Raw genomic sequence first — 26589 nt, 5'->3', positions numbered from 1 at the left:
GCGATGACATCCCTCCTCCCCCGGACCCTTCGCCGCTGGCTGGCGCTGGGCAGCTGCGCGCTGGCGGCCTCCTGCGACGCCGTCACCGTGCAGGCTCCGCTCGTGGTGTCGGTGGAGGTGGTGCCCGGCACCGTGAACCTGGCGGTGGGGGAGAGTCGGCAGCTGCAGGCCGTCGTGCGCGACGAGGACGGCACGCCCCTGTCCGCCAGCCAGATCGACTGGTCCAGCTCCTCGCCCGCCGTGGCGGGCGTCTCCCCGACGGGAACGGTGAGCGGGTTGACCGCCGGCTCCGCGACCGTGCGCGCGCGCGTGGGCGGCGTGACGGGCACGGCGGACGTGGTGGTCAGCGCCGCCGCAGGCTTCCGGGTGGATTCCACGGACGTGACGTTCACGGCGCAGGCGGGCGGCAGCACGTCCGCGCCCAAGGCGGTGGTGATCTCCGCGGCCGGGGCCGTGCAGGCCAACGCGCTCCAGGTCGCCGTCACCTACGACGCCGGTCAGCCCACCGGGTGGCTGAGCGCCGGGCTCTCGTCGACGACCACACCGGCGTTGCTGACGTTGGCGGCGGACGCCGACGGCATCCCGGTCGGGGACTTCGGCGCCAACGTCGAGATCTCGGCGCCCGGCTACGAGCCCACCACCGTGCGCGCGCGCCTGTCCGTGCGCGGCACCGCGGCGTCCATCCGCCTGAGCCGCACGTCCGTGGCGTTCCAGGCCAACAGCGGCGGGGCCGTCCCGCTGCCGCAGAGCGTGGACGTGACCAACGCGGGCTCGGGCACGCTGTCGGGCCTGACGGCGTCCATCGACTACGGCGGTGGCCCGGGCGGCTGGCTGACGGCCACCCTGCAGTCGAACACCGCGCCCACGCAGCTCACGCTGTCGGCGCGTCAGGGCACCCTGCCGGTGGGCACCTACACGGCCACGGTGGGCGTCGCGTCGACGGCCGCGGCCAATTCGCCGCAGGCGGTGACCGTCACGTTCACGGTGGCGCAGGCCGGCGGCGCGCCCCGGATCGGGCTGGCTGCCGATACGGTCGACTTCGCGTGGTCCGTGGGCACCTCGCTGCCCGCGCCCCGGAGCGTCGCCATCCGCAACCTCGGCGGTGGAACGCTGAGCGGCCTGGCCAGCTCGGTGTCGTATGCGCCGGGACAGCCGACCGGGTGGCTGCTGGCTCAGCTGGACGGAACCACCGCGCCGACCGCGCTCGAGCTCGCCCTGGACCCCGGCTCGCTGGGCGCGGGCACGTACGAGGCCTCGGTCGAGATCGTCTCGTCGGTGGCCGCCAACTCGCCCGTGTTCCTGCGGGTCGTGTTCACGATCACCTCCGGGCCGCTGATCGCGCTCTCGCAGGATTCGATCGGCTTCAGCGCCATCCAGGGCGCCGGCAACCCCACGTCCCAGAGCGTCCAGGTCAGCAACGCCGGCACCGGCGCCCTGACCGGCCTGGGCACGCAGGTGGCCTACACGCCGGGACAGCCCAGCGGCTGGCTGAACGCCTCGTTGAGTGGAACCAGCGCCCCGGCCACGGTGACGCTGGCTGCGACGACGGGCGCGCTCGGTGCCGGCACCTACACGGCCACCGTCAACGTCACCGCGGCCGGCGCGAACAACTCGCCCGAGCCGATCACCGTGACGTTCACGGTGCTGACGCCGGCGCCCTCGATCGGGCTGTCCCCCACCAGCGTGCCGTTCAACGGCGTCGTGGGCCAGCCGTCGCCGTCCGCCGCCACGGTCAGCGTGACCAACGCCGGGGGGCAGCCGCTGACGGGGCTGGCGGTCGGGACCATCGCCTACGCGGGCGGTGCCTCCGGCTGGCTGTCGGCGACGCTGTCCGGCAGCAACGCTCCGGCGACGCTGACGCTTACGCCGTCCATCACCGGATTGGCCGCGGGGACGTACACCGCCACGGTGCCGGTCACCTCCCCGGTGGCGCTGACGCGCACGGTGGCAGTGACCTTCACGGTGGCGGATCCGCCGGCATTCGGCCTCAACCCCACGTCGCTGACGTTCAACGCCACGCAGGGTGGCGGCAATCCCGCCACGCAGACCGTCAGCGTGAGCAACACGGGGGGTGGGACGCTGAACGGGCTGTCCACGTCCATCCAGTACGCGGGGGCCACGACGGGGTGGTTGTCCGCGTCTCTGGCCGGGACGTCGGCTCCGACGACGCTCACGGTGAGCGCCGCCACGGGATCGCTCGCTCCGGGGACGTACAACGCCAGCATCACGCTCAACTCCACCGCGAGCGGCGGAGTGGTCAGCACGCCGATCGCCGTCGCCTTCGTGGTGGCGCCGCCCCCGCCCGCCATCGGGCTGGCCCCCACGTCGCTGTCGTTCTCGGCGGTGCAGAACACGAGCGCACCCGCCGCACAGACGGTGACCGTGACCAACACCGGCGGGCAGACCCTGTCGGGTCTGACCGCCACCGTGAGCGCGGGCGCGGCCTCCTGGTTGAGCGCGACGCTGAACGGCACCACGGCGCCCACCAGCATCACGGTGCAGCCGAGCACCGCATCGCTCTCGCCGGGCACGTACTCGGGGACCGTGACGGTCACAGCGCCCGGGGCGGCGAACAGCCCGCAGACCGTGAGCGTCACCTATACGGTGGCGGCACCTCCCTCCATCGTGCTGTCGGCCAGCGCGCGCTCGTTCACCGCCGTGCAGGGTGGGGCCAACCCGTCCTCGCAGTCGGTGAACGTCACGAACGGCGGGGGCGGCACGCTGGACGGGCTGTCCGCCTCCGTCAGCTACGGGTCGGGGCAGCCCACCGGCTGGCTCAACGCCTCGGTCGGGGCCAGCGCGCCCACCACGCTGACGCTGCAGCCCTCCGTGGGGTCGCTGGGGCCGGGCAGCTACACGGCCACGGTCTCCGTGGCGTCCACCGCCGCGGGCGTGACCAACAGCCCGCAGACGGTGTCGGTCACCTTCGAGGTGACGCCGCCGCCACCGACCATCGGGCTCAGCACCACGTCGCTGTCGTTCGCCACCGCGCAGAACACGGGCATCCCGGCGCAGAAGACGGTCGACATCACCAACACGGGTGGTCAGACCCTGACCGGCCTCTCCACGTCGGTGAGCTACCAGAGCGGGAGCAACTGGCTGGGCAGCCCGGTGCTGAACAGCACCACGGCGCCGGCGACGTTGATCGTGCGTCCCACCACGGATGGCTTGAGCCCGGGTACGTACAACGCCACCATCACGGTGACCGCGTCCGGCGCCAGCAACAGTCCGCAGCAGATCGCGGTCACCTACACCGTGGCGCCGCCTCCGTCCATCACGCTGTCGCGCAGCAGCGTGTCGTTCGCATCGGTGCAGGGAGGCGCGGATCCGGCAGACCAGACCGTCTCCGTCACGAACGGCGGCGGTGGCACGCTGAACGGGCTGAGCGTGACGGCCAGTGGGGGGAGCTGGCTGACCGCCTCGGTCTCGCCGGGCACGGCGCCCGCCACCGTGACCATCCAGGCGGATCTGGGCAGCCTCGGGGCCGGGACGTACACCGGGCAGGTGCAGGTCGCGTCCACCGCGACCGGCGTGACCAACAGCCCGCGTACCATCGACGTCACGTTCGTGGTGACGCCGCCGCCCACCATCGTGATCAGCAAGAGCGCGGTGCAGGACACGGTGGTGCAGGGCGGCAGCTTCTCCGACGTGGTGCAGATCACCGAGCAGAACGGCAATCCCATGCCGGGCATCAGCACGTCGGTGACGTACGTGAACGGCTCCGGCTGGCTCACGCCGTCGCTGTCCTCCACCAGCGGACCGGCGACGCTTACACTGAATGCATCCTCTGCGGGGCTCACGCCCAACACGTACACCGCCAACGTGTCCATCCTCGTCCCCGGGGCGACCAACACGCCGCGCGACGTGACGGTGGTGATGGCAGTGCTGGCGCCGCCCACGCTTGGGGTCGACGACGCCAGCAAGACGTTCAGCGCCACGGTCGGCTCGGGGACCACCTCCCAGACCGCCAACCTCAGCAACCTCGGTAGCGGTGGTCCCATCGGGGGTCTCTCCGCCAGCACCGCCTACACGGGCGGTGGCGTGACGGGGTGGCTGACCACGTCGTTGTCCTCCACCAGCACGCCTTCGGTGATCACGTTCACGGTGGACCCGGCCACCGCGGGTCTGGTGTCGGGCGCCACCTACACGGCTCGGGTGACCATCTCCGGTACGGGCGTGAGCGCGGTGACGGTGGACATCTCCTTCCAGGCGCAGTAGCGCTCCCACCCGCACCCCGCGGGATCTCCCGGTGCCCGCGGCGCAGCGTCTGAACCGCTGCGTCGCCGCGACAGTACGGGCTCGATCCACGTTCCCCCGCGCAACCGCGTTCCCTCGCGTGGCCGCTGTCTCTGCGGTGTTGCGCATTCGACCGAAGAGATCTATTCCGTCCCGGGTCGGGTCGAGGAGGGTCGGAGTTTGGTTCGCAGGGGTCCCCCCCCACGGAAAACATGGTGGGCGGTCGTGTGCCTGTGCACGGCGATCGCCGGATGTGATCAGGTCTCGGTCAGTCCGCTGGCGGTGAGCTCGATCGACATCGCGCCGCGCTCGGTCGAGATCGCGGTGGGCGAGGTCGTGCAGCTCACGGCAACGCCGCGCGCACCCGACGGGAGCGCGCTCGGAGGGACACCGCTGACCTGGCGCTCGAGCGACCCCGATCGCGCCACCGTCGACGCCGCGGGTCGCGTCACCGGCATTGCGCCGGGTGCCGTGGCCGTCACGGTCACCGGAGCGGGCGTGGCCGGGTCGGCGGCAATCTCCGTGGGCCTCCCCGGGCAGGTCTCGCTCGGCACCTCCTCCCTCGACTTCCGTGGCGCGGAAGGAGGTAGCGATCCGACCGCGACGCTGGTGGCCGTGGATGACGGCGGCGGCGTCACGCTCACCGACCTCGAGGTGGAGATCGTCTATCAGAGCGGGGCGTCGGGGTGGTTGGACGCGACGCTCGCCTCCGCCACGGCCCCCACCACGTTGCGGGTGCAGCCGCGGCTCGCGGCACTCGGCACCGGCACGTACGGCGCGCGCGTGTCCGTCCGGTCCCGTCGTTCCGGATCGTCCAGCGATCTGGCGGTGACCCTGACGGTGGCCCCGCCGGGACCGGATCTACGCCTCAGCGCGGACAGTCTCGTGTTGCGGGGTCGGCCGCTCGCCACCGGCAGCGTCGATGTCGTCAACGGCGGGACGGGTCCGCTGGACGGGCTGTCGGCCACGCCGCGCTACCGGGCCGGGGGCCCCACCGGCTGGCTGAGCGCGACGTTGAGCGGTGCCGTGGCGCCCGTCACCCTCAACGTGACGGCCGACGGACGGACGCTCACGCCGGGGCGCTACGAGGCCGAGGTGCTGGTGGCCTCGAGCCGGCCCGGCGTCTCCAGCCGACTGCTCCAGGTCGTCTATGTCGTCGATTCCCTCCCGCCCACGCTGGACGTGACCCCGGCGTCCGTCACCCTGGTGGGCGCGCAGGGCCAGGCCGCGGCTCCCACGAGCACCGTGCAGGTCCGCAACGCGGGCGACGGTGTCCTGGACGGGCTGGGGACCTCCGTGAGCTACGGGTCGGGTCAGCCGTCGGGCTGGCTGACGGCGCGCCTCTCCGGCACGACGGCGCCGACCACCCTCTCCCTGACGGCCGGCCTGGCGGGGCTGAGCCCGGGGACCTACGACGCGTCGGTGGAGGTGCGGGGCAGCGCCGCCAACAGCCCGCGCTTCGTGGCCGTGCGCCTGACCGTGCAGGCTCCGGCGGCGACCGTTCCGGCCGCACCCAGCGGACTGTCGGCCAGCCTGTCGGGAACGTCCGCCGCGCAGCTGAGCTGGGTGGACAACGCCACGACCGAGACCGGCCAGGAGCTCCAGCGCAGCGCGGATGGCGGCGCCAGCTGGACCACGGTCGCCACGCCGGCGGCGAACGCGACCGGCCACACCGACCCGGGGCTGGCGGCCGCCACGACCTTCCTCTACCGCGTGCGGGCCTGCAACGCCGTCGGGTGCTCGGGGTTCTCGAACACCGCCAGCGTGACCACGCCGGGTGGGCCGACCGTCCCGGCCGCCCCCACGGGGCTGACCGTGGCACCGGTGTCGGCGACCGAAGTGGATCTCCGCTGGACGGACGCGAGTACCAACGAGACTCGGTACGAGGTGGAGCGCCGGACCCAAGGTGGCGCATTCACGCCCGTCGCGAGCCTGCCCCCCAACACCCAGGTCTATCGGGATTCCGGCCTGGCGGCAGGCGAGCCGCACGAGTGGCAGGTGCGCGCGTGCAACGCCGCCGGCTGCTCCGCCTGGGTGGGCGTGGGGGTGACCATGCCTCCGGTTCCGCCCTCCAATCTCGTGGTGACGAGCGCCACCAGCAGCCAGGTGGATCTGCAGTGGGTGGACAACAGCACCAACGAGACGCTGTTCCTGGTCCAACGCCTCACGGCGGCGGGCTGGCAGACGCTCACCCAGCTTCCAGCCGACAGCACCACGTACGCCGATACCTCCGTGGCGCCGTTGACCGTGTACTTCTACCGGGTCGCCGCCTGCGCCACCTCGTGGTGCACCGTCTCGAATGCGGTCACGGTCCTGACCCCCTGACGCCCCTGCGCTCGCCGGCTCCGCGTCTGCTCCTCCGCCTCCTCCTCGCGCTCGTCCTCACGGGCGCGGGGGGGACGGTGGCGGCGCAGGAGCCCCCGGATTCGGCCGCCGCCCAGGTGGCCGATCCGCCGCCGGCGGGCCCCGATCCCATCGCGGCCCTCGCGGACTCGCTGGCCCGCGCCCGGGCTTTGTTCGACACGGCCGGCGCCGCCCAGGCCGCGCCCAGCCCCTACGACGTCGATCCCGACGCGGACGGAGACGGCATCCCGGTCTTCGCCGACTGGTGTCCGGACAGCGCCCCGGGCGACACGGTCGATGAGCGGGGCTGCTCGGTGGACCGTCTGCCCTGGTGGGGGTGGGCGGCCCTGGTGGCGGGCGTGTTGGGGCTGGCCACCCTCGTCCGGGGCCTGATGGTGGGCGCGTACGACCGGCGCCGCCGGGCCCGCATCGCCCGCTACGGGCGCGAGACCGACCACGAGGTCGAACGGATCGCCCATTCGTTCGGCGGTGGGGGGGGCGCATCCCTGGCACCCTGGATGGCGGAGGCGCCGCTCCTCGACGAGGAGCCCGATCCGTCCGACCCCGTCCGCGAGGCACCTCCCGGCCGCCGCAGCGCGACGTCCCCGGGCGTTCCGGCCCCCCCGCCCTGGTCGGGTGCCCCGGCCGGCATCGGGTACCCGGCCCCGGCGGGCGGGCCGCCCACGGTGGAGCTCGACCTGCAGGGCCGGAGTGTCCCTCCCGGTCTGATGGGCCCGACCCCGTTCGAGGTCGCGAGCGGCTATGCCCCGCCGCCGCCGCCGCCGCGCCGCGACCCGTTCGCTGCGCCCAGCGCCTCGATTCCGCGTGGGATCACCGAGTGGCAGCAGAGCCCGCTGCGCTTCGACGGGGAGGAGGGGCGCCGGCGGCGCCTCAGCCCCGCGCTGCTGACCGGGCTGGCGCTCATCCTGGCGGCCACCACGGTCGCCGTAGTGGTGCGCGTGCGCACGGGCTCCGACGCGCTCGGCGGACCCGTGGTGTCGCTCGCCGAGCCTCCCTCCCAACCGGTGGTGGTGGCCTTCTCCGACGAGCCGGCCGACCCCGAGGCGGAGCCCGGAACGGTGCCGGCCCGCATGGTGCTCGTGGGCGGGGATGGGCAGCAGGCGCCCGCGGGGGCGCGTCTGGTGGACTCCATCGCCGTGCGGGTCGAGGATGCCGCCGGGGTGCCGGTGCCGCGCGTGCGGATCTACTTCGAGTCCACGGCCGGGGGCGGCACCGTTTCGCCGATCCTCGCGTTCACGGACTCGAGCGGCGTGGCTCGCGCGGCATGGCGGCTCGGACGGGCAGCGGAGCAGCAGTACGTGACCGCACGCGTGGAAGGCTACGAGGATGGTGCGGGCGTGGCCTTCGCCGCGACCGCCGTCGCCGGACAGGCGGCGGGTGTGCGGCTGCTGGCCGGCGCGGACCAGACCGGGACGCCGAACCTGCAGCTCGACTCGGCCCTCGTGCTGATGGTGACCGACGCCCAGGGCAATCCCGTACCCGGCGTGACGGTGGAGTTCGACGTGGGTGGATCCGGCTCCGTGAGCCCCACGTCGGCCGAGACCGACTCGACCGGCGTGGTGCGGGCCTGGTGGACGCTCGGAGAAGGCGCCGCGCAGCCCACGCTGGAGGCGCGCGTGCGTGACCAGCCGGCGCTGTCCGCGGCCGCGACGGCCACGCTGGTGTATCCCCGTCTGGGCGTGCAGGCCGGGGTGGTGACCGGCGGCACCCATACGTGCCAGCTCGCGGGCACCGGGCGTCTGCGGTGCTGGGGGTCCAACCAGACCGGCCAGCTGGGCAACGGCTCCACCGGAGGGAGCCGCGTGCCCGTGTCCGCGGCGGCCGAGCACGACTTCAGCAGCGTGGCGGCGGGCCTGGCGCATACGTGCGGCGTCACGTCGGAGGGCCGTGCGCTCTGCTGGGGGGACAACGCCAGCGGTCAGCTGGGCACGGGGGACGGCGTCTCGCACACCGACCCCACCCCCGTGGTCACCGAAGTCCGCTTCCGCCAGATCGCAGCGGGGCCCGCCCATACCTGCGCGGTCAGTCGCGGCGGCCAGGGATGGTGCTGGGGCTCCAACGCCAACGGCCAATTGGGAGACGGCAGCCGCACCGACCGCGCGAATCCGGTGCGCATCGCCCTGAACCGGCCGCTGCAGGAGATCTCCACCGGCTGGACGCACACGTGTGCGCTCGCCACCGACGGCGCCGCCTTCTGCTGGGGACGCAACGCGTTCGGACAGCTGGGAGACGGCGGCACGGAGGACCACCTCGAGCCCGGCCGCGTCGACAGCGAACGCGGCTTCCGCCACATCGCCGCGGGCAGCGCCCACACCTGCGCCGTGGCGTCCGACGGTGCGCTCGCCTGCTGGGGGCAGAACAACTACGGGCAGCTCGGCACCGGCGACACCGACGCGCGCAATGCACCCACGCGCGTGGACGGCGGACCGTGGCGTGCCGTGGCCACCGGAGGGGTGCATACGTGCGCGCTCGCCATGGGTGGCGAGGTCTGGTGCTGGGGCCGCAACACGTACGGACAGCTCGGGGATGGCACGCTGGAGGACCGACGCGGCCCCGTGGCCGTCACCGGCGGCCTCACCTTCACGGCCGTGCAGGCGAGCGGCGCGCACACGTGCGCCACGGAGGCGTCGGGCCGCACGCACTGCTGGGGCTTCAACGTGGAAGGTCAGCTGGGGGACGGAACGCGCACGAATCGCTCCGAGCCGGCACGCGTGGGAGGCGGGTAGGCCACGCGCACGCCCGCCCGGGATGCCCCGGCCGTGCGCTCTCGCGTTCGAGACCCTGCCCGGAGAACGCTACTTGCGCCGGAGCGGGAACATCCAGCCGCGCTGCACCGAGCGCGGTTCCTCCACGGTGATGAACGCGTTGGGATCCACGCGGTGCAGGATGCCCAGCACGCGCCGCACCTCGCGGCGGCGCACGGTGGAATAGACCACCCCCACGGGACCGTCCTTGCCGTAGCCGGCCAGTTGCGTGGCGCCCACGCCCTCGGTGCGCAGCGCGTCTGCGAGCTCTCCCCCGCGCTGGGGTGAGACGGCCATGATCGTGGCCACGCCGAGCGCCAGCCGGTCCTCGATCCACAGGCCCACGACGTTGCCGGTGGCGAACCCGGCGCCGTAGCCCAGCAGGTGCCAGCCGCTGTCCAGGTGCCGGATGGCCGACCCCACGGCCAGCACCCAGATCATCGCTTCGGCGAAGCCGATCACCGGTACGATGCGACGTGCGCCGCGCACGATGAGCAGCGTGCGCGTCGTCGCCATGGACACGTCGACGACGCGCAGGCAGAAGATCAGCAGAGGCCCCCAGGGGCCCGCGAACATCGCGTCGAGCATGCAGGATCTTCGAGGAATGGAGCGAACGGGCTCGCGGCCGCGGGGCGCTCCGATCATCTTGGACGAAACCGGCGCGCGGTGCAGCCGCGTACGGGCATCATGATAACAGGAGTCCGGGCCTCGCAGGGCCATCGGACCGTAGCTTCCGGAAGAACAGGGGGGACCCGATGCGTCGACGTGCGTTTGCAGTGATCCTGGTCGGGGGAATGGCGCTGGCGGCCTGCTCCAGCGTAGGCGGGTCGGCGACCCCGGAGGCGGCCGCGCCGGCCTGGTCGCCCGCCGGGACCTGGAGCTTCAGCACCACGGCCCAGGGCATGACCGTCGGAGGGACGATCACGCTGGTGCAGGAGGGCGGTACCTGGGGCGGGACCATCGCGCCGGACGCCAGCCTGGGCATGGGCAGCTTCCCCATCGACTCCGCCGAGCTGGACGGTCGGGAGATGCGGTTGCTGGCCAACGCCATGGGCGACGTGCTGGACATGGTGATGGTCTTCGACGGGGACACATACGAGGGCTCCTGGGGACTGGGCGGCGATGGCGGCTCCATGTCCGGTCGCCGTCTGAACTGAGTCGCGGCCGGGCGCGGGCTCGGGCCCGGCGCCCCGTCCAAGCGGTGGGCGGGTGTCCTGTCCCATCCTGCCCGCTCCACGCGTTCTTCGGCAGACCCCTCTACCGGAGCGCCTGACCATGTCCCTGCGACTCGTGCTGCTCGCCGGCGCCCTCGCGGCCGGCCTCGCCGGCTGCGACATCCTCGATCCCGACACCGAGCGGGAGCGGCTCGAGGAGGCGCAGGAGCGCTGGGCCGACCGGGGCATCGACGAGTATCGCATCGACGTGCAACGGCTCTGCTTCTGCGCGGCCGACGTCTCGCGCTGGGTGCGGGTGACGGTCCGGAACGGTGTGGTCGCGTCGCGCACCTACGTGGACGACGGCACGCCGGTCCTGGGGGACCCGACCCTGTTCCCGGACGTGGACGGGCTGTTCGAGGTGATCGACGATGCGCTCGACCAGGACGCGCACGAGCTGGAGGTCGCGTACGATCCGGTCTACGGGATCCCGCTGGTGATCGCCATCGACTACCTGGAGTTCGCCGTGGACGAGGAGCTCACGCTCCGGTCCCAGGACTTCCAGCTGCTGGACGGGGGAGGCGGGCGCGGCTTCCAACCCCTTCCCTGACAAGGGGTTGGGGCACGTCAGCGGTAGCGCGCCCCGGCGGCTCGCGCGCGCACCGCCCGGGGCGGGCTTTGAGCGGCGGGCGGCGCTGCTGATATTGCCGGGTTCGCACCCGTCCCCGGATCCCGTCGCCCCTTGGCCGAGCGCAGCGCCCCCATCCTGAATCCCGTCGTCCCGAGCGGCCCGGCAGCCGGTCCGCCGTCGCCGTTCGTCACCGAATCGCTTCGGGTGGCGCGGGCCTCTCCCTGGCTCCTCCTGGAGCGCTTCCAGGGCCAGCCCCGCGGGTTCTGGGGGCGAGGCGGGGGCTGGGTGGCCCACGGTGGCGCCGTGGCCGAGTGGATCCCCGCCGCGGACGAGCCGGACCGCATGGCCGCCGCCCGGCGGTGGCTGGCGGCGCTCTCCCATCGGAACGGCGCGGACGGCGGCAGCGAGCCCCGCGTCTTCGGCGGCTTCTCGTTCTCGGCGCACCGGTCCCCGGATCCCCGGTGGGCGGCCTTCCCGGCCGCGCGCTTCCAGGTGCCGCGCGTCGAGCTGCGCACCGATGGGGAGGCCTATCGTCTGATCGGGCGGGCCGCGCTGAGGGAGGGAGACGACGACCGGGCGGTCCGCACCGCGCTCCGCGCGGAGCTGGAGGGGCTCGAGGGCTTGCTTGCGGAGGAGGCGTCGGCGACGGCGCCCCCGGCCGACGTGCCCTCGCCCACGGTGCCCGGATCGGAGGCGGACCACGCGGCCTGGGTGGCCCGCGTCGAGCGGGCGCTCACCGCCATCCGGGCGGGCCGTTTCCGGAAGGTGGTGCTCGCGCGCTCGCTCACGCTCGACCGCGCGCGGGGCGTGGACGCGCTGCTCGCGACGCGGCGGCTCTACACGCCCGCCTCCGAGGCCCGGGTGTTCCTGTTCGAGCCGGAGCCGGGCGTCGCCCTGCTCGGCGCATCGCCGGAGACCTTGGCGCGCGTGCACGACGGGGAGGCCTATGCCACTGCCGTGGCGGGCTCCATCCGCCGGGGTGCCGATGCGCACGCCGACCGCGCGCAGGCCGAGCGGCTGCTCTCGAGTGAGAAGGACCGCCGCGAGCACGACGTGGTCGTGCAGGAGGTGGTCGAACAGTTGGGCGCCATCGGCGCGGACGTGCGCGAGGACGATGCGCCCCACGTGCTCACGCTGCCGGGGATCCACCACCTGGAGACGCGCATCCGCGCGCGGCTGCCGGGCACGGTGACGGTGCTGGACCTGATCGAACGCCTGCATCCCACACCGGCGGTGTGCGGTCAGCCGCGCGCGCCCGCGCTCGCGTTCCTGGAGCGCGAGGAGGGCTTCGATCGGGGTTGGTACGGCGCGCCGGTGGGGTGGCTGGATGCGCGGGGGAACGGCGTCACCGCGCCTGCGCTGCGCTGTGCATTGCTGGAGGGAGACCGCTGCCATCTCTTCGCGGGCGCGGGCATCGTGGAGGGCTCCGATCCGGAGCGCGAATGGGACGAGACGCAGCTCAAGCTGGAGACGGCCGCGCGGGCATTGGGGCGGGCCGGGTGAGCGGGCCGAGGCACGACAGGGGAGAGCGGGGGGACGCGCCCGTTCCGCAGGACCTCGATGCTCCGCAGGACCTCGACGCGCCGCAGGACCTCGATGCGCCGCAGGACCCGGACGCGCGCGCGCCGGATGCGAACCGCAACCAGGTCTGGGCACGCGCCTTGATCGAGGAGCTGACACGCGCCGGAGTGGAGCACGTCTCGATCGCGCCGGGCTCGCGCTCGACGCCGCTGGTGCTGGCGCTGGCCGCCGCGGACGTGTTCACGCTGCACGTACACCTGGACGAGCGCTCGGCCGCGTTCTTCGCGCTGGGGGTGGGGAAGGCCACGCGCCGGCCCGCCGCTGTGGTGACCACGTCCGGCACGGCCGCGGCCAACCTGCTGCCCGCGGTGGTGGAGGCATCCCAGTCCGAGACCCCGCTGCTGCTCCTGACCGCGGATCGTCCGATTGCGCTCCGGGGAGCGGACGCCAACCAGGCCATCGATCAGGTCCGCCTGTTCGGCGGATACGTGCGCGCGTTCTTCGAGTGCGCGCACCCGGAGGTGGAGGATCGGGCGCTCCGGCACCTGCGGCAGACCGCAGCGCGCGCGGTGGCGCTGGCCATGGGACCGGATCCGGGGCCCGTGCACCTGAACGTGCCGTTCGCCAAGCCGCTGGAGCCGACGCCGGTGCCCGGCGATCTGCCGGAGCGGTTCGCCGACGAGCACCCGCGCGCGGCCTCGGGTCGCGCGGAGGGCGGAGCGTATACGCAGGTGGTCACGCCGCGGGTGGCGGTGGACGAGCCCACCGTCCGCTTGCTGGCGCAGGCCGTGAGCGGCGCCAGTCGCGGGCTGCTGGTGGCGGGACCGGCACTGGACGATCGACGCACGGCGCGCGCCCTGGAGAAGGCACGTGCGCTGTCCGACTTCCCGCTGTTGGCGGACCCGTTGTCCGGCGCGCGGCGCACGCACCTGCTGCAGACGCCGGCCGTCGCGGCCTACGACCTCTTCCTCGGTCGCGGGTCGGTGCGGGACGCGCTCGCGCCCGACCTGGTGCTGCGCTTCGGGGCCAGCCCTACCTCGCAGCGATTGCTCGACTGGTTGGAGGCGCTCGACGTGCCGCAGATCGTGATCGATCCTGGTGCGCGCTGGAAGGACCATCTGGCGGTGGCCACGACGCTCGTGCGCGCCGATCCGCTCGAGGCCATGGAGGCGCTCGCGGGTGCGCTCAAGGGCGGCTGGAGCCATCCCGCCTGGAACGCGCGCTGGGCGGCCGCGGACGAGGCGGCCCGGACGGCGCTCGCGGAGGCCTTTGCCGGCGAAGCGTTCGAGGGCCTGGTGGCGGCCCGGGTGGCCGACGCGCTGCCGGACGGCGCGACATTGTTCGTGTCCAACAGCATGCCGATCCGGGACGTGGACGCCTACGTGCTCCCCGCCGCGCGCGACCTGCGCATCCTGGGCAATCGGGGCGCGAGCGGGATCGACGGGATCGTCTCCACCGCGTTCGGTGTGGCGTCGTCGGCGGCGGGCCCGACGGCCGCCCTGGTGGGGGACCTCGCGTTCGTGCACGACATGAACGGGCTGTTGGCCGCCCGCGAGGAGGGGGCCGCGCTCGTCCTGGTGCTGGTGCACAACGACGGAGGGGGGATCTTCCACCGCCTGCCCATCCGCACGCACGAGCCCGAGTTCACCCGGTTCTTCGCGACGCCTCACGGCCTGGACTTCCGCCACGCGGCGGCGCTGTACGATCTTCCCTTCTCGTCGGTGGCCGCAGCGGACGTGGGCGATGCCGTCCGCGCTGCGCTGGCCGCCGGAGGGGTCCGCATCGTCGAGGTGCGGACCGACCGCGACGCCGTCCACCGCCGCCAACGCGCGGTGGCCGATGCGGTGCAGGATGCGGTGGAGCGAGCCCTGTCCCACGAACCGACTCGAGGATGATGACGAAGCCCGACTGGCAGAAGGTCAAGGACTACGAGGACATCACGTACCACAAGAGCAACGGGGTCGCGCGCATCGCGTTCAACCGACCCGAGGTGCGCAACGCGTTTCGGCCCGAGACGCTCTTCGAGCTCTCCGAGGCGTTCCGCGACGCGAACGAGGACACCTCCATCGGCGTGGTGCTGCTCACCGGGAACGGGCCGGCCGAAGACGGCAAGTACTCGTTCTGCTCGGGCGGCGACCAGCGTGTGCGCGGCGAGGCCGGATACGTGGGCCGCGACGGCGTGCCGCGTCTGAACGTGCTGGAGCTTCAGCGTTTCATGCGCACCATGCCGAAGCCGGTCATCGCGCTCGTGGCGGGCTACGCGATCGGCGGCGGACACGTGCTGCACGTGGTGTGCGACCTGACCATCGCGGCGGACAACGCGATCTTCGGTCAGACCGGTCCCAAGGTCGGCAGCTTCGACGGCGGCTTCGGCGCGTCCTACCTCGCGCGCATCATCGGACAGAAGAAGGCGCGCGAGATCTGGTACCTCTGCCGTCAGTACGATGCGCAGGAGGCACTGGAGATGGGCCTCGTGAACAAGGTGGTCCCGGTGGATCAGCTCGAGGCCGAGGGCTGGCAGTGGGCGCAGGAGATCCTGGACAAGAGCCCGCTGGCCATCCGCTGCCTGAAGGCCGCGTTCAACGCCGACGTGGACGGACAGACGGGGCTGCAGGAGCTCGCGGGCAACGCGACCCTGCTGTTCTACATGACCGAGCAGGGACAGGAAGGGAAGAACGCCTTCCTGGAGAAGCGGCCGCCGGACTTCCGCCGGTACCCGTGGTTGCCCTGAGCGGGCAGGGGGGCGGCAGGACGCGAGTCGGCTCGTCGTCGTCGAACCGGCGATCGTCGTCGGCGACTCGGCCGTCGTTGCCGTCGACTCGGTGCTCGTTGCCGTCGACTCGGTGCTCGTTGTCGACGACTCGGCGGTCGTTGCCGTCGACTCGGTGCTCGTCGTCGGCGACTCGACGCTCGTTGTCGACGAATCGGTGCTCGTCGTCGGGAGCCTCTCGTTCGTTCCGGAGCCCCCGTCGCTCGATCCGGGCGCGCCCCTGACCTCCATGGCGTCCCCACAGCTCTGGATCCAGGCGGCGCGGCCCAAGACCCTGACCGCGGCGCTGGCGCCGGTCTGGATCGGCATCGGCTATGCCGCATGGCAGGGCCAGTTCCGCGCATTGCCTGCGCTCGCGGCGCTGGTCGGCGCGATCCTGATCCAGATCGGCACCAACTTCGCCAACGACTACTACGATCACGTGCGCGGTGGGGACACCGCCGAGCGCGTGGGCCCGGTGCGCGTCACGCAGGCCGGATTGATCGCACCGGTCGCGGTGCGCAACGCCGCGTTCCTCACGTTCGGGGCGGCGATGGCGGTGGGCGTGTATCTGGTCGCGGTGGGGGGCTGGCCCATCGTCGTGATCGGGCTGGCGAGCGTGGCCTCCGGGCTGGCGTACACGGCCGGACCGTTCCCGCTCGCGTACAACGGGCTCGGTGACCTGTTCGTGCTGGTGTTCTTCGGGCCCGTGGCTGTGGGGGGCACGTATTGGGTGCAGGCGCTCGAATGGCGGGGCGATCTGCTGGTGGCGGGGCTGGGAGTGGGGGCGCTCTCGACCGCCATCCTGGCCGCGAACAACCTGCGCGACCTGGAGACCGACCGGGTGGCGGGGAAGCGCACGCTGCCCGTGCTGCTGGGGCGGGGCGCGGGAAGGGCGGAGTACGCCTTGATGGTGGCGGTGGGCGCGGCAGCCCTGATCGGAGGTGTCCTCACGGCCGGTTGGCCGGTGTGGGTCCTGCTGGGCCTCGTAGGCGTGCTGGCCACCGGACCCGCCTTGAGACAGGTCCTGACCGAGGAGCAGGCGCGGGCGGTGCTGCCTGCGCTACCCATCACCGCCAAGGCGACCGGGCTGTACGGCGTGCTGGTCGCCGTGGGGTTCGCGTTGGGGTGAGGGTCGGATCCCGCGATCCCCTTCATCGTCGGATCGCGCGCTGGTTCATCCCGGTCGCTTCATCCCGGTTGGATTCGCCCGGTTGGATTCGCCCGGGTTGGATTCGCCCGGGTCGGGCTCATCCCGGTCGGGTTCATCCTGGGTGGGTTCATCCGGCTTGGATTCATCCGGGTTGGATTCATCCGGGTCGGGTTCATCCGGGTCGGGTTCGTCCCGGTCGGGTTCATCCTGGTTGGGTTCGTCCGGTCGGGTTCACCCCCCGCTCGTTCATCCCGGTTGGATTCAACCCGGTCGGGTTCCTCCGGGTTGAGTTCGTTCATCCCGGTTGGGTTCATCCTGGTCGGATTCATCCCGGTTGGCTCACCCCGACCGATCCCGCCCTCGTTCATCCCGGTCGGATCCCGAGCGCGGTCTTCATCGCGTCGACCTCCTCCTGCGTGGCGCGCTTGAGGGGGGGCAGGTGTGGGACGGGCTGCCCGCGCGGGTCCCGGAAGACGGCCCGACCGTCCGCGCCCAGCTCGACCGTGAAGCCGCCTTCGTGGAGCAGCCGGTGGTGGACCCGGCAGAGCAGGAGGAGGTTGGACAGACAGGTGGGCCCGCCGTCCGCCCAGTGGCGGATGTGGTGGGCATCCGTGAAGCGACGGCCACATCCGGGATAGCGACAGCCGCGGTCACGGACCTCGAGCGCGCGGCGCAGGGACGGAGGCACCGTGCGGGTGCGCCGCGTGAGCACGTCCCCGCGCGCGGTGGTGGTCGCCCCGCACCAGGCTCGCATCGCAGGACGGAAGCGCCCCGACGTTGCCGCGGCAACGCGGGTGCCGTCATGGGCTAACAGACCGGGGCGAGAGGATGCGACGGAGGCGGCATGCGCCGCCGTCGCGGGGTGGGTCGACGCGCCCTGTGCGGACCCCTCCTGCGGCGTCCCGCTTCGGCGCTGAAGCCGCTTCTGTGCTGACCACTCCGCCGATGCGCCTCCGCCGCTTCCGCCTCCTCCTGTACGTCCGGCGTCGGTGTTCGCGTCTGCTGCGTCGCGCACGCGTGCTCCATGCGCGGTCTCGAAGTCCTCGTGTGCTCTTCGGCCTCTCCTCACACCTCACTCCCGCAACGCCGCTTCCTCCACGTGCAGCATCACCTGGTAGCGCTCGGCGCGCGTGCCGCTGCGATGGGCGCATCCGGTCCGCCGCCCTCCCGGTCAGGCCCCGCGCTGGCGCCCGCTCCGCCAGCAGGCCCACCGCGTCCGCGCGGCGCTGCTCCGGGGCGACCGGCTCCGCCTCCGCCAGCTCGGGACCCTTCCACCAGAGCCGCATCGGCCGCCGCCTCGGCGCGCATCAGCACGGCCGCCACCTCCGGGTCGAGCCGACCCTTCACGACGTACATGCCGTCCCCGTCCGGGAAGACCGAGAAGCAGCGGCTCCGGTGGCGCGCGGCTTCCAGCGCCTGCTCGTCCAGACGGCCAGCCGCCGCCAGCGCTGCACCGTGCGCTCCACCTCGTGCGCCGTGCTGGAGAGCTAGCAGGGCCAGCAGCTTCGTGCTCGTCCTCCGCGCTGGCCACGCGCGCGTCAGCGCGCACCTTGCTGAAGGACAGCGCACCGCGCTGCATCGCGGCGCCGATCACGAGCAGGTCCTCCAGGGCACGGGCGGCGCGCACTGCCGCGCGCCGGCCAGATCGATCGGTGCGCAGCGCCAGCCAGGTGCGCACGGGTGGCATAAACCGGCGCGTCGCCGGTCGAACTCGGCCAGCAGCGTCAGCTGACGGTGCGTCGCCGCGTGGATCTGCGCCGCCAGGCAAGATGATCTCGTCGGCGAGGTCTTCGATCTCGTCCAGCGCCTCGACCGACAGATCGAAGGGAGAGGGAGCCGGAGACGACGCTGCGGCGGGACGGGCGCCATCCCGACCGCGCCGCGTGGCGCTCGCGGCGCGTCCACATCCACCCGCACATCGCGCACGCCCGCCGTCGATTCCATCTTACCTCCTTCGAAGCGTTGAACCTGCTTCAAAGATACCGGTGGAGTTTCGCGGCCTCTCCTGCGGCTCCAGGACGCACGAACGCCGAGGTCGGAGGCTTCGGCAGAAGGCCGCAGCGCGGTGCATCCCGGACCCGAGCCCCCGCAGCAGGGCCAAAGCCGTCCATGGCAGAATGGGACGTTCGCGCGGGTCCGCGACACGGCCAAGAGCCATCCATGGCAGAATGGGACGTTCGCGCGGGTCCGCGATACGCCCAAAGTCGTCCAGCGCAGCATCGGACGTTCACGCGGGTCCGCGACACGCCCAAAGCCGTCCAGGGCAGCACCGGACATTCGCAAGGGTCCGCGACACACCCAAAGCCGTCCATGGCAGAATGGGACGTTCACGCGGGTCCGCGACACCGCCAAAGCCGTCCAGGGCAGCATGGGACGTTCGCAAGGGGTCCGCGACACGCCCAATGCCGTCCAGGGCAGAATGGGACACTCGCGCGGGTCCGCGAGACGCCCAAAGCCGTCCATGGCAGGATCGGCCTCGTGCACGTGGATCATCCCCCGATCCTCAGTAGCCGCTGCCGGCACTTGGACGTATGCTCCCTCCATTGGAGCGGTCGTGGGGCGCGCCGTTCCCGGACACCGAGCGGAGTGGGGTGGCGATGAGTCGGGTGCGGGTCCTGGTGGGCACGAAGAAGGGTGGGTTCGTCCTGTCGGCGGACGGCAGCCGGAAGCAGTGGGACGTGCAGGGGCCCTTCTTCGCCGGGTGGGAGATCTACCATATGAAGGGTTCGGCCGTGGAACCGAACCGCATCTGGGCCTCGCAGAGCAGCGGGTGGTTCGGTCAGACCGTGCAGCGCTCCGACGACGGCGGTGCGACCTGGGAGACGGTCGGCAACGACTTCGCCTACGACGGCGTGCCCGGCACCCACCAGTGGTACGACGGCACGCCCCACCCGTGGGAGTTCAAGCGCGTCTGGCACTTCGAGCCCTCGCGCACGGATGCCGACACCGTCTATGCCGGTGTCGAGGACGCGGCGCTCTTCCGCTCCACCGACGGCGGTCAGACCTGGAGCGAGCTGTCGGGCCTCCGAGGTCATGGCTCCGGCCCGCACTGGCAGCCGGGAGCGGGTGGAATGTGCCTGCACACGATCCTGCTCGATCCGGCGGACGCCCAGCGCATGTTCGTGGCCATCTCCGCAGCGGGGGCCTTCCGGACGGACGACGGGGGTGCCAGCTGGAAGCCGATCAACAAAGGACTCAAATCGCAGGGCATCCCGGCGCCCGAGGCCGAGGTCGGGCACTGCGTGCACCGCATCGCCCAGCATCCGGATCGACCCAACGTGCTGTTCATGCAGAAGCACTGGGACGTGATGCGGAGCGACGACGGTGGCGACACGTGGCACGAAGTGAGCGGCAACCTCCCCTCCGACTTCGGCTTCCCCATCGAGGTGCACACGCACGAGCCCGACACGGTCTACGTGGTCCCCATCAAGAGCGATGGCGAGCACTATCCGCCGGAGGGCAAGCTCCGCGTCTATCGCAGCCGAACGGGCGGGAACGAGTGGGAGGCCCTCACACGGGGACTTCCCCAGGAGAACTGCTTCGTCAACGTGTTGCGGGACGCGATGGCGGTGGATGCGCTCGATTCCTGTGGTATCTACTTCGGCACCACGGGAGGGCAGGTCTACCTGTCACCCGATGGAGGCGACCACTGGGACGCGATCGTGCGTGATCTGCCGTCGGTGCTGTCGGTGGAAGTGCAGACGCTGCCGTGAGCGGTCGGGGAGAGAGCGGGCCGTGAGGCAGGCACCGCCGTGAGCGCGTCACCGGAGAACGCATCGAGGAAGGACGTTGCGCGCATCCGCGTGGAGCTGCCAACGCCGCTCCGCACCCTGGCGCGCATCCAGGGATCCGTGGAGGTCGAGGTGGAAGGAACCCCCACTACGGGCGGCGTGCTCGACGCCGTTGAAGCGCGCTTCCCGGCGTTGCGGGGGACGGTTCGCGATCAGCGCACCGGTCGACGGCGCGACTTCATCCGCTTCTTCGCGTGCAACCGCGATCTGTCGCACGAGTCGCCGGACGCGCCCTTGCCGGCTGCCGTGGCCGAAGGCCGCGAGCCGCTCCTGGTGGTGGGGGCGATGGCGGGAGGCTAGCGGAGGGCGCCGGCGCTACACGGCGCCGCTACGGCGTCCGCCGCAGGACCAGTCTCTGGATCCCTGTTGCGGACAGGCTGCGGATCCCGGATCCCCCGTCGGGATCGGGTGCCGTCACGATCTCTTCCTCGAGCGTGCTTCCGCGCACGCGCGTCGTGACCGTGAGCAGCAGTGCGTCTACCTTGAAGACGGACACCAGCACGTCATCCAGCCAGCGCGCGTCGAGGCGCACGCCCGCCCCCTCGTCGATCGTGTACCCGTCGGGTTCGTCGGCCAGGCAGACCTGGTAGTCCTTGACCTGGCGCACCACGCCGCCCTCCTGATAGGTCGTGCGCCAGGGCGTGCATGCTCCCGGTACCGTCGGCCACGGGCCGATCTCGCGGATCACCTCGACGCGAGCCGCTCCCGGGCGTTGGGGGAGGTTGACGAGCGTCCCCTCCCAGCGGCCTGCCCAATCGGGGAACCGCTCCTGCGCCTGAGCCGTCGAGGATGAGCTCGCGCTGAGCAGCACCGCCGCGGCCAGGCCGACGAAGGCGGGCCGGCCCCGATGGGCCGACCCGCCACCAACGCTCCTCGGTGAGGCCACCTCGTTACATGCCGCCCGCGGAGGACGGCGGCACGATCCCGTTGATGCGCATGTAGGTGACCAGGTTGCCGTAGTGCTCGTAGTTGTGTGCGGTGTTGAAGGCGAGCACGCCGGACACCGCCATGTCGTTGCCGAAGAACGGGACCATCTCCTGACCCCGCGCGTCCGACATGTTCGCGTAGACCTGGTTGCAGTACTCGATCCCCATGTCCAGGGCCTCGATGATCTGCGCCTTGGTCGTGCGGGTCTCCTCGAAGTTCTCCGCGTTGGGGCTGTCTTCGCCCGCCGCACCCGCGCAGAACATGAACTGCGCCCCGGCCACGTGGGCCAGGATCTGCCCCATGGTGCGGACCTCTTCCGTCGGCTGATAGCCGTAGAGGTTCTCGGGGACCTTCTCGGCCGTCGCCTTCAAGTTCTGCGACGTCATGTCGTACAGGCCCTTGAGCGAGCCGGTGACGTTGTCCGCGACCGCCATGGCCGTGGCTTCGCCCGCCGGCGCGGCGTCGGCCGCGTTGGAGCCATCGCCGCCCGAGCAGGCGGGCAGGGCCAGGGCGACCAGCAGGATCCCGAATCCATGTGCGCGTCGGTGCATGCCAGGAAACCTCCAGTAGAGAGTCGTGCGGACCCTTGGGTGTGGTGCCACATACGTGGCCGAGCCCGCCGGCTGACGGAGGAAGCTGGCCCGAGCGGGCCAGGGAGGCCACCCGGCGAAGGGCAGGGACGACCCCGCACGAGGCCGAGGGGCCACCGGACGAGGCCGAGCGAGCCGGGCCGAGACCGAGCGGGCAAGCCGAGGCCGAACGGGCAAGCTGAGGCCGAGCGGGCCGGGCCGAGACTGAGCGGGCCAAGCCGAGGCCGAGCGGGCCAAGCCCGAGGCCGAGCTGCCCCCGCGCCTCCGCCGTTCGTCCCTATATTCCAGGGATCCGGCCCCCCTGGCCGTGGACCCCCACGCCCGTCCCGAGGCCCCCATGTCGCCCGCCGCCTTCCCGATCTCCGGCCCCGGCTTCGCCTGGTCGGCGGCCGAGGTGGCGGACCGGGTGGCCGGGCGGGCCGCCGCCCTGGCGGCGGACCTCCACCCGGGTCGGCCGTGGCCGGTCCCCGCCGGCCAGACCGCCGCCGACGTGATCGAGGCCCTGGCCGTGTGGGCGGCGGGCGGCGTCCTGGCTCCGCTCCACCCCGATCTCCCCCCGGCCCAACGAGACCGGGCCCTGGGCGCACTGGAGGCCTGCCCGGCCCTCCCCGAGGGCAGCGCCGCCGTGGTGTGGACGTCGGGCACGTCGGGTCGGCCGACCGGGGTCGTGCTCGGCTGGGCCGGCCTGGAGCACGTGGCGCGGAGCGCCGGCACGCGGCTGGGGGTCGGGTCCGAGGACGTGTGGGCCCACACGCTGTCGCCCGCCACCATGGGCGGGCTGGCCACGCTGGTGCGGGCCCGGACGCTGGGGCACGGCCTCCGGGTGGAGGGACCCTTCCGGGCGGAAGGGCTGTCGGCGGCCCTCGACTCTGGAGCGGTCACCTTCGCGTCCCTGGTGCCGATCATGCTCGACCGGCTCCTCCAGGCCCGGCGCGGCCGACCCTTCCCCCACATCGTCCGCGGCCTCCTGCTGGGTGGGGCCGCCACGCCGCGTTCGTTGGTCGAGGCCGCATTGGCCCTGGACGCGCCCCTGTTCCTCACCTACGGCATGACCGAGGCGAGCTCCCAGGTGGCCACCGCCGGGCCGGACCTGGTGCGCGCGGTGCCCGGCACGGTGGGCGCTCCCCTGGACGGCGTGGAGGTCCGGATCGGAGCGGGCGGGGTCATCCAGGTGAGGAGCCCGGGCCTGGCGCTGGCGCGGATCGTGGCGGACCCCGTGGCGCCGGTGCCGGACCCCGGGCCGCGGATGCCGGACACGGGGGCGCCGGTGCCGGACACGGGGCCGCCGGTGCCGGACCCTGGGCCGCCGGTGCCGGACCCTGGGCCGCGGATGCCGGACACGGGGGCGCCCGTCCCTGACCCCCGGCCGCCGGTCGTGCCGGAGGGCCAGCCGGGCGGGGGCCAGGCGACCGCCGCCCCCCGACTGGAGCCTCTCGCGTCGACCGACGGCTGGTACCGGACCGGCGACCTCGGGCATCTGGACGGGGAGGGCCGACTGTTCGTCACCGGCCGCGCCGCCGAGCGGATCATCAGCGGCGGGGCCACCGTGGACCCGCTCTCCGTGGAGGGCGTGCTGCTGCACCATCCGGACGTCGCCGACGTCTGCGTGGTGGGGGCGGCCGATCCGGAGTGGGGCGAGCGGGTGGTCGCCCTCCTGGTCCCGGCACCAGGCTCCGCACAGGAGGCGCTGGCGGACCGGCTCACAACCTTCGCGCGGCTCGGGCTGAGACCGCCCGAGCGCCCGCGCGACTGGGTCTTCGTGGACGTCCTGCCCCGCAACCGCGGCGGCAAGCTCGACCGGCGCGAGGCGCTGCGGATCGTCCGCGAACGACTCGGCTGAACCCGGTGAGCGGGGGAGGCGGACCCCGAGTTGCGCCCTCGATCCAGGCCCGCCACGCCCTCGACCTGGACCCGCAAGGGCCTCGACCCGGCTCGCCACGGCCTCGATCCACCCTCGCAATGCCCTCGACCCGGACCCACTGTGGCCTCCGTCCCACTGCCGCCACGCCCTCGATCCAGGCCCGCCACACCCTCCATCCGGACCCGCCCTGGCCTCCGTCCCACTGCCGCCACGGCCTCGATCCCGCTCCCGAGGCGGCCTTGATCCCGCTCCCGGGCCGGGTTTTCTTGGGGCTCGTCGCCGCTGGGCCGGCCTTCGCACCGCGCGGCCTCCGCACCGCGCGGGCTCCGCTTCTCCCCACGCAGAACCAGGGCATGGATCTCCTCGAAGAACTCCGTTGGCGCGGCATGCTGCAGGACGCGACCGAAGGTGCGGCCGACACCCTCGCGTCGGGTCCGCAGACGGTCTACATCGGGTTCGATCCCACGGCGTCCTCGCTCCACGTCGGGAGCCTGCTCACGATCATGGGGCTCGTGCACGCGCAGCGCGCCGGGCACTCGCCCATCGCGCTGGTCGGCGGGGGCACCGGCCTGATCGGCGATCCGTCCGGCAAGAGCCAGGAGCGTCAGCTCCTCTCGCGCGCGCAGGTCGAGGAGAACGTCGAAGGCATCCACGCGCAGCTCGAGCGCTTCCTCGACTTCGACGCGCGCGCGAACCCCGCGCGCATGGCCAACAACCTCGACTGGTTGGGGAGCCTCCCGCTCCTGGATTTCCTGCGGGACACGGGCAAGCACTTTTCCATCAACGCCCTGCTCAACAAGGAGTCCATCCGCCGACGCGTGCAGTCGGACGAGGTGGGCCTGTCCTACACCGAGTTCAGCTACGTGCTGCTGCAGGCCTACGACTTCCTGGCGCTCCACGAGCGCTACGGCTGCACGGGGCAGATGGGCGGGAGCGACCAGTGGGGCAACATCACGGCCGGCACGGATCTGATCCGGCGGGTGAAGGGCGCGCGGGCCTGGGGGGTGGTGTGGCCGCTCATGACCACCGCCTCCGGTGTGAAGTTCGGCAAGACGGAGGCGGGCACCGTGTGGTTGGATCCGGAGCGCACATCGCCGTTCCGCTTCTACCAGTTCTGGTTGAACACGGACGATGCCGACGCCGTGCGCTGGCTCAAGGCGTTCACGCTGTTCGATCGCTCGCGCGTCGAGGAGCTGGAGGGTGCCCTGGCCGCGGACCCGGCCGGTCGAGCCGCCCAACGCGCGCTGGCGGAGGACGTCACGCGGCGCGTGCACGGGGAGGACGGGCTCGCGCGCGCCCGCAAGGCCACCGACGTGCTGTTCGGCGGCACCCTGGAGGGCCTCGGGGCAGCGGAGATCGCGGATATCTTCGCGGACGTGCCGGCGGCGGACGTGCCGCGTGCTCACCTCTCGGGCGAAGGGCGGCCGATCCTCGACCTGCTCGCCGAGACCGGTGTGACCCCTTCCAAAGGCGAAGCGCGTCGCGCCGTCGAGGGCGGCGGGATCTACGTCAACGGTGTGCGCGTGGACGGCATCGAGCGCAGCGTCACCCTCGACGATGCCATCGAGGGCCGCTTCCTCGTGCTGCGGCGCGGCAAGAAGAACCACCACCTCGTGCGCGTGGTGGGTTGAGCGGGTGGTCGTTCCGGCCGCCGAGAGCGTGCCCCGAGCCGCGGCGGCCGGAGCGTTCCGCTTCGGACCCGTGGCGGGTCGGCCTCGCTTCGCCTTCGCCTCAGAACGCCTTGCGCCAGCGCACCGAGAAGCGACGGCTGCGGTCGAGCTGGATGCCGTCGTAGTCCTGGTGGGGCGCGAACGACACCTCGGCGCTCAAGCGATGACCGGCGAACGGTCCCTGCGCCATGAAGAAGTTCAGGCCGAACGGGATCTCCACCCGCTCGCCCCCGTAGAACGCCGGATCGTTGCCGGGCTCGACGGCCGGATCCAGGTCCCGGTCGATGCCGCTGAGGCGATCGAAGTTCTCGTACTGCAGACCGATGGACACGCTCAGATAGTCGTTGATCCGCGGCGCCAGCCAGGCCGCCACACCGATGCGGTCGCCACGGCGGTATCCGCGGTCGTTGTCGTTGAGGTGCAGCGTGCCCCGGAGCTGTGCGCCGACCGAGCCCTGTTCGTTCTGCACGAAGACCGTGGCACCCGGGCGCGCGGCGAACGACCCCGAGCCCGGTTGCATGCCATACGGGAGCACGGTGCCGGCGGGCGCGAGGGGCGTGGCGCCCACCGCGTCGATCGCGCCCGTGGGGACCGCCAGGCCCAGGTCCAGGTGGGCCCGGGTCGCGCCCTCTCCGAACAGGCGGACGAGCGCGCGTACCTCCACGTCTCCCAGCCCGGACGCCCTGGTGAAGAACGCCGGCGTGGTGGAGGTGAGGTGCCCCGTCTCCAGATCCCGATACGGGAGGAGCACCTGGAGGGTCACACCGTCCGTGATCCCGTACATCAGCTCCAGCTCGTGCTCGAGCACGGTGCGCGTGACCGGTGCGACCGGGTAGAGGTTCAGCACGTCCTCACCGGTCAGGTCGGTGCTGCCTTCACGCAGCTCGTCGAACGACGTGTTGCTGAACCGGTAGCCGATCTGGAAGCTCCCGCGCGGGAGCAGGTGATCGCCGGACTGGCCCGCCGGCGCGTGCGCGTCCGGCAGATCCGTGCGGTACGCCGCCTCGGTCTGGGCGCGCAGGGGAGCGGGCAGGGTGGCGAGGGCCAGCGCCGCGAGGGCGCAGACGGCGGAGCGGAGTGGGGGGTGCGGACGAACGGACAGCGTCTCCCGCATGGACCTCGAGGGGCAGGGGATCGGTGGCAGCACAAGCGACGTCGAGTCGCGCAGAATAGAGCGGGAGCGCGGGAGCAGGGTCAA

The 26589-nt window shown here is 72.6% G+C and carries 17 protein-coding genes and 1 pseudogene; 13 read left to right on the top strand and 5 right to left on the bottom strand.

Features of this window, described 5'->3' with window-relative positions; translation table 11 throughout:
- Positions 1 to 3 precede the first annotated feature (3 nt).
- The 3 genes from R3E98_09615 (at position 4) to R3E98_09605 (ending at position 9326) form a co-directional block, all read left to right on the top strand.
- The gene (locus tag R3E98_09615) at positions 4 to 4218 is read left to right on the top strand and encodes a choice-of-anchor D domain-containing protein (GenBank protein ID MEZ4423656.1); all 4215 of its coding nucleotides are present in this window, start codon (positions 4 to 6) and stop codon (positions 4216 to 4218) included.
- Between the two features lie 243 nt (positions 4219 to 4461).
- Entirely contained in the window at positions 4462 to 6561 is a 2100-nt protein-coding gene (locus R3E98_09610) for a fibronectin type III domain-containing protein (GenBank protein ID MEZ4423655.1), read from the top strand.
- Positions 6522 to 9326 (top strand): Ig-like domain-containing protein, encoded by a 2805-nt coding sequence (locus R3E98_09605; GenBank protein MEZ4423654.1) that lies wholly within the window; start codon positions 6522 to 6524, stop codon positions 9324 to 9326. Before R3E98_09610 ends, R3E98_09605 begins: the two co-directional genes overlap by 40 nt.
- 69 nt (positions 9327 to 9395) lie before the next feature.
- Here the strand turns inward: R3E98_09605 and R3E98_09600 are convergent, their stop codons facing one another.
- Positions 9396 to 9932: a DUF5698 domain-containing protein gene (locus R3E98_09600; GenBank protein ID MEZ4423653.1), complete on the bottom strand. Its 537-nt coding sequence runs from the start codon at positions 9930 to 9932 to the stop codon at positions 9396 to 9398.
- A gap of 167 nt (positions 9933 to 10099) precedes the next feature.
- On the opposite strand from R3E98_09600, the gene R3E98_09595 reads away from it, so the two are divergent.
- The 6 genes from R3E98_09595 (at position 10100) to R3E98_09570 (ending at position 16531) form a co-directional block, all read left to right on the top strand.
- Positions 10100 to 10501 (top strand): hypothetical protein, encoded by a 402-nt coding sequence (locus R3E98_09595; GenBank protein ID MEZ4423652.1) that lies wholly within the window; start codon positions 10100 to 10102, stop codon positions 10499 to 10501.
- Between the two features lie 118 nt (positions 10502 to 10619).
- Entirely contained in the window at positions 10620 to 11108 is a 489-nt protein-coding gene (locus R3E98_09590; protein MEZ4423651.1) for a DUF6174 domain-containing protein, read from the top strand.
- 132 nt (positions 11109 to 11240) lie between these two features.
- Positions 11241 to 12632: an isochorismate synthase gene (locus R3E98_09585; protein ID MEZ4423650.1), complete on the top strand. Its 1392-nt coding sequence runs from the start codon at positions 11241 to 11243 to the stop codon at positions 12630 to 12632.
- A 158-nt stretch (positions 12633 to 12790) separates the two neighbouring features.
- A complete protein-coding gene (gene menD / locus R3E98_09580) occupies positions 12791 to 14545 on the top strand; it encodes a 2-succinyl-5-enolpyruvyl-6-hydroxy-3-cyclohexene-1-carboxylic-acid synthase (protein ID MEZ4423649.1) in 1755 nt (584 codons plus the stop codon).
- Positions 14545 to 15381 carry a 1,4-dihydroxy-2-naphthoyl-CoA synthase gene (gene menB / locus R3E98_09575; GenBank protein ID MEZ4423648.1) on the top strand — a complete coding sequence of 279 codons (837 nt, stop codon included), beginning with the start codon at positions 14545 to 14547 and terminating at the stop codon, positions 15379 to 15381. Before menD ends, menB begins: the two co-directional genes overlap by 1 nt.
- A 91-nt stretch (positions 15382 to 15472) precedes the next feature.
- Positions 15473 to 16531 (top strand): 1,4-dihydroxy-2-naphthoate polyprenyltransferase, encoded by a 1059-nt coding sequence (locus R3E98_09570; GenBank protein MEZ4423647.1) that lies wholly within the window; start codon positions 15473 to 15475, stop codon positions 16529 to 16531.
- Positions 16532 to 16916: 385 nt separating this feature from the next.
- Here the strand turns inward: R3E98_09570 and R3E98_09565 are convergent.
- Positions 16917 to 17228 (bottom strand): annotated as a pseudogene (locus tag R3E98_09565) (HNH endonuclease signature motif containing protein).
- Positions 17229 to 19149: 1921 nt separating this feature from the next.
- Between R3E98_09565 and R3E98_09560 the strand changes: the two are divergent.
- Positions 19150 to 20265 carry an exo-alpha-sialidase gene (locus R3E98_09560; GenBank protein MEZ4423646.1) on the top strand — a complete coding sequence of 372 codons (1116 nt, stop codon included), beginning with the start codon at positions 19150 to 19152 and terminating at the stop codon, positions 20263 to 20265.
- A 39-nt stretch (positions 20266 to 20304) separates the two neighbouring features.
- Positions 20305 to 20643: a MoaD/ThiS family protein gene (locus R3E98_09555; GenBank protein MEZ4423645.1), complete on the top strand. Its 339-nt coding sequence runs from the start codon at positions 20305 to 20307 to the stop codon at positions 20641 to 20643.
- A 28-nt stretch (positions 20644 to 20671) separates the two neighbouring features.
- On the opposite strand, the gene R3E98_09550 is transcribed toward R3E98_09555, so the two are convergent.
- Both R3E98_09550 and R3E98_09545 read right to left on the bottom strand, forming a co-directional pair.
- The gene (locus R3E98_09550; GenBank protein ID MEZ4423644.1) at positions 20672 to 21031 is read right to left on the bottom strand and encodes a hypothetical protein; all 360 of its coding nucleotides are present in this window, start codon (positions 21029 to 21031) and stop codon (positions 20672 to 20674) included.
- A gap of 202 nt (positions 21032 to 21233) precedes the next feature.
- Entirely contained in the window at positions 21234 to 21821 is a 588-nt protein-coding gene (locus tag R3E98_09545; GenBank protein ID MEZ4423643.1) for a DinB family protein, read from the bottom strand.
- A gap of 376 nt (positions 21822 to 22197) precedes the next feature.
- Here R3E98_09545 and R3E98_09540 point away from each other — a divergent pair, with 376 nt between their 5' ends.
- Positions 22198 to 23700, top strand: a complete 1503-nt coding sequence (locus tag R3E98_09540; GenBank protein ID MEZ4423642.1) for an AMP-binding protein — start codon at positions 22198 to 22200, stop codon at positions 23698 to 23700.
- Between the two features lie 374 nt (positions 23701 to 24074).
- Positions 24075 to 25352 (top strand): tyrosine--tRNA ligase, encoded by a 1278-nt coding sequence (tyrS, locus tag R3E98_09535; GenBank protein ID MEZ4423641.1) that lies wholly within the window; start codon positions 24075 to 24077, stop codon positions 25350 to 25352.
- 100 nt (positions 25353 to 25452) lie between these two features.
- On the opposite strand, the gene R3E98_09530 is transcribed toward tyrS, so the two are convergent.
- Positions 25453 to 26505, bottom strand: a complete 1053-nt coding sequence (locus tag R3E98_09530) for a hypothetical protein (protein ID MEZ4423640.1) — start codon at positions 26503 to 26505, stop codon at positions 25453 to 25455.
- Positions 26506 to 26589: the final 84 nt, after the last annotated feature.

This window comes from Gemmatimonadota bacterium (assembly GCA_041390125.1).
Taxonomy (GTDB): domain Bacteria; phylum Gemmatimonadota; class Gemmatimonadetes; order Longimicrobiales; family Gaopeijiaceae; genus JAGQIF01.
This window is presented reverse-complemented; position numbering and strand designations above follow the sequence as displayed.

Bases quoted from the DNA above. Each gene is read 5' to 3' on its own strand.
- R3E98_09600 (MEZ4423653.1), bottom strand. From the start codon at position 9,932: ATGCTCGACGCGATGTTCGCGGGCCCCTGGGGGCCTCTGCTGATCTTC.
- R3E98_09595 (MEZ4423652.1), top strand. From the start codon at position 10,100: ATGCGTCGACGTGCGTTTGCAGTGATCCTGGTCGGGGGAATGGCGCTG.
- menB (MEZ4423648.1), top strand. From the start codon at position 14,545: ATGACGAAGCCCGACTGGCAGAAGGTCAAGGACTACGAGGACATCACG.
- R3E98_09530 (MEZ4423640.1), bottom strand. From the start codon at position 26,505: ATGCGGGAGACGCTGTCCGTTCGTCCGCACCCCCCACTCCGCTCCGCC.
- R3E98_09560 (MEZ4423646.1), top strand. From the start codon at position 19,150: ATGAGTCGGGTGCGGGTCCTGGTGGGCACGAAGAAGGGTGGGTTCGTC.
- R3E98_09615 (MEZ4423656.1), top strand. From the start codon at position 4: ATGACATCCCTCCTCCCCCGGACCCTTCGCCGCTGGCTGGCGCTGGGC.
- tyrS (MEZ4423641.1), top strand. From the start codon at position 24,075: ATGGATCTCCTCGAAGAACTCCGTTGGCGCGGCATGCTGCAGGACGCG.
- R3E98_09545 (MEZ4423643.1), bottom strand. From the start codon at position 21,821: ATGCACCGACGCGCACATGGATTCGGGATCCTGCTGGTCGCCCTGGCC.
- R3E98_09540 (MEZ4423642.1), top strand. From the start codon at position 22,198: ATGTCGCCCGCCGCCTTCCCGATCTCCGGCCCCGGCTTCGCCTGGTCG.
- R3E98_09590 (MEZ4423651.1), top strand. From the start codon at position 10,620: ATGTCCCTGCGACTCGTGCTGCTCGCCGGCGCCCTCGCGGCCGGCCTC.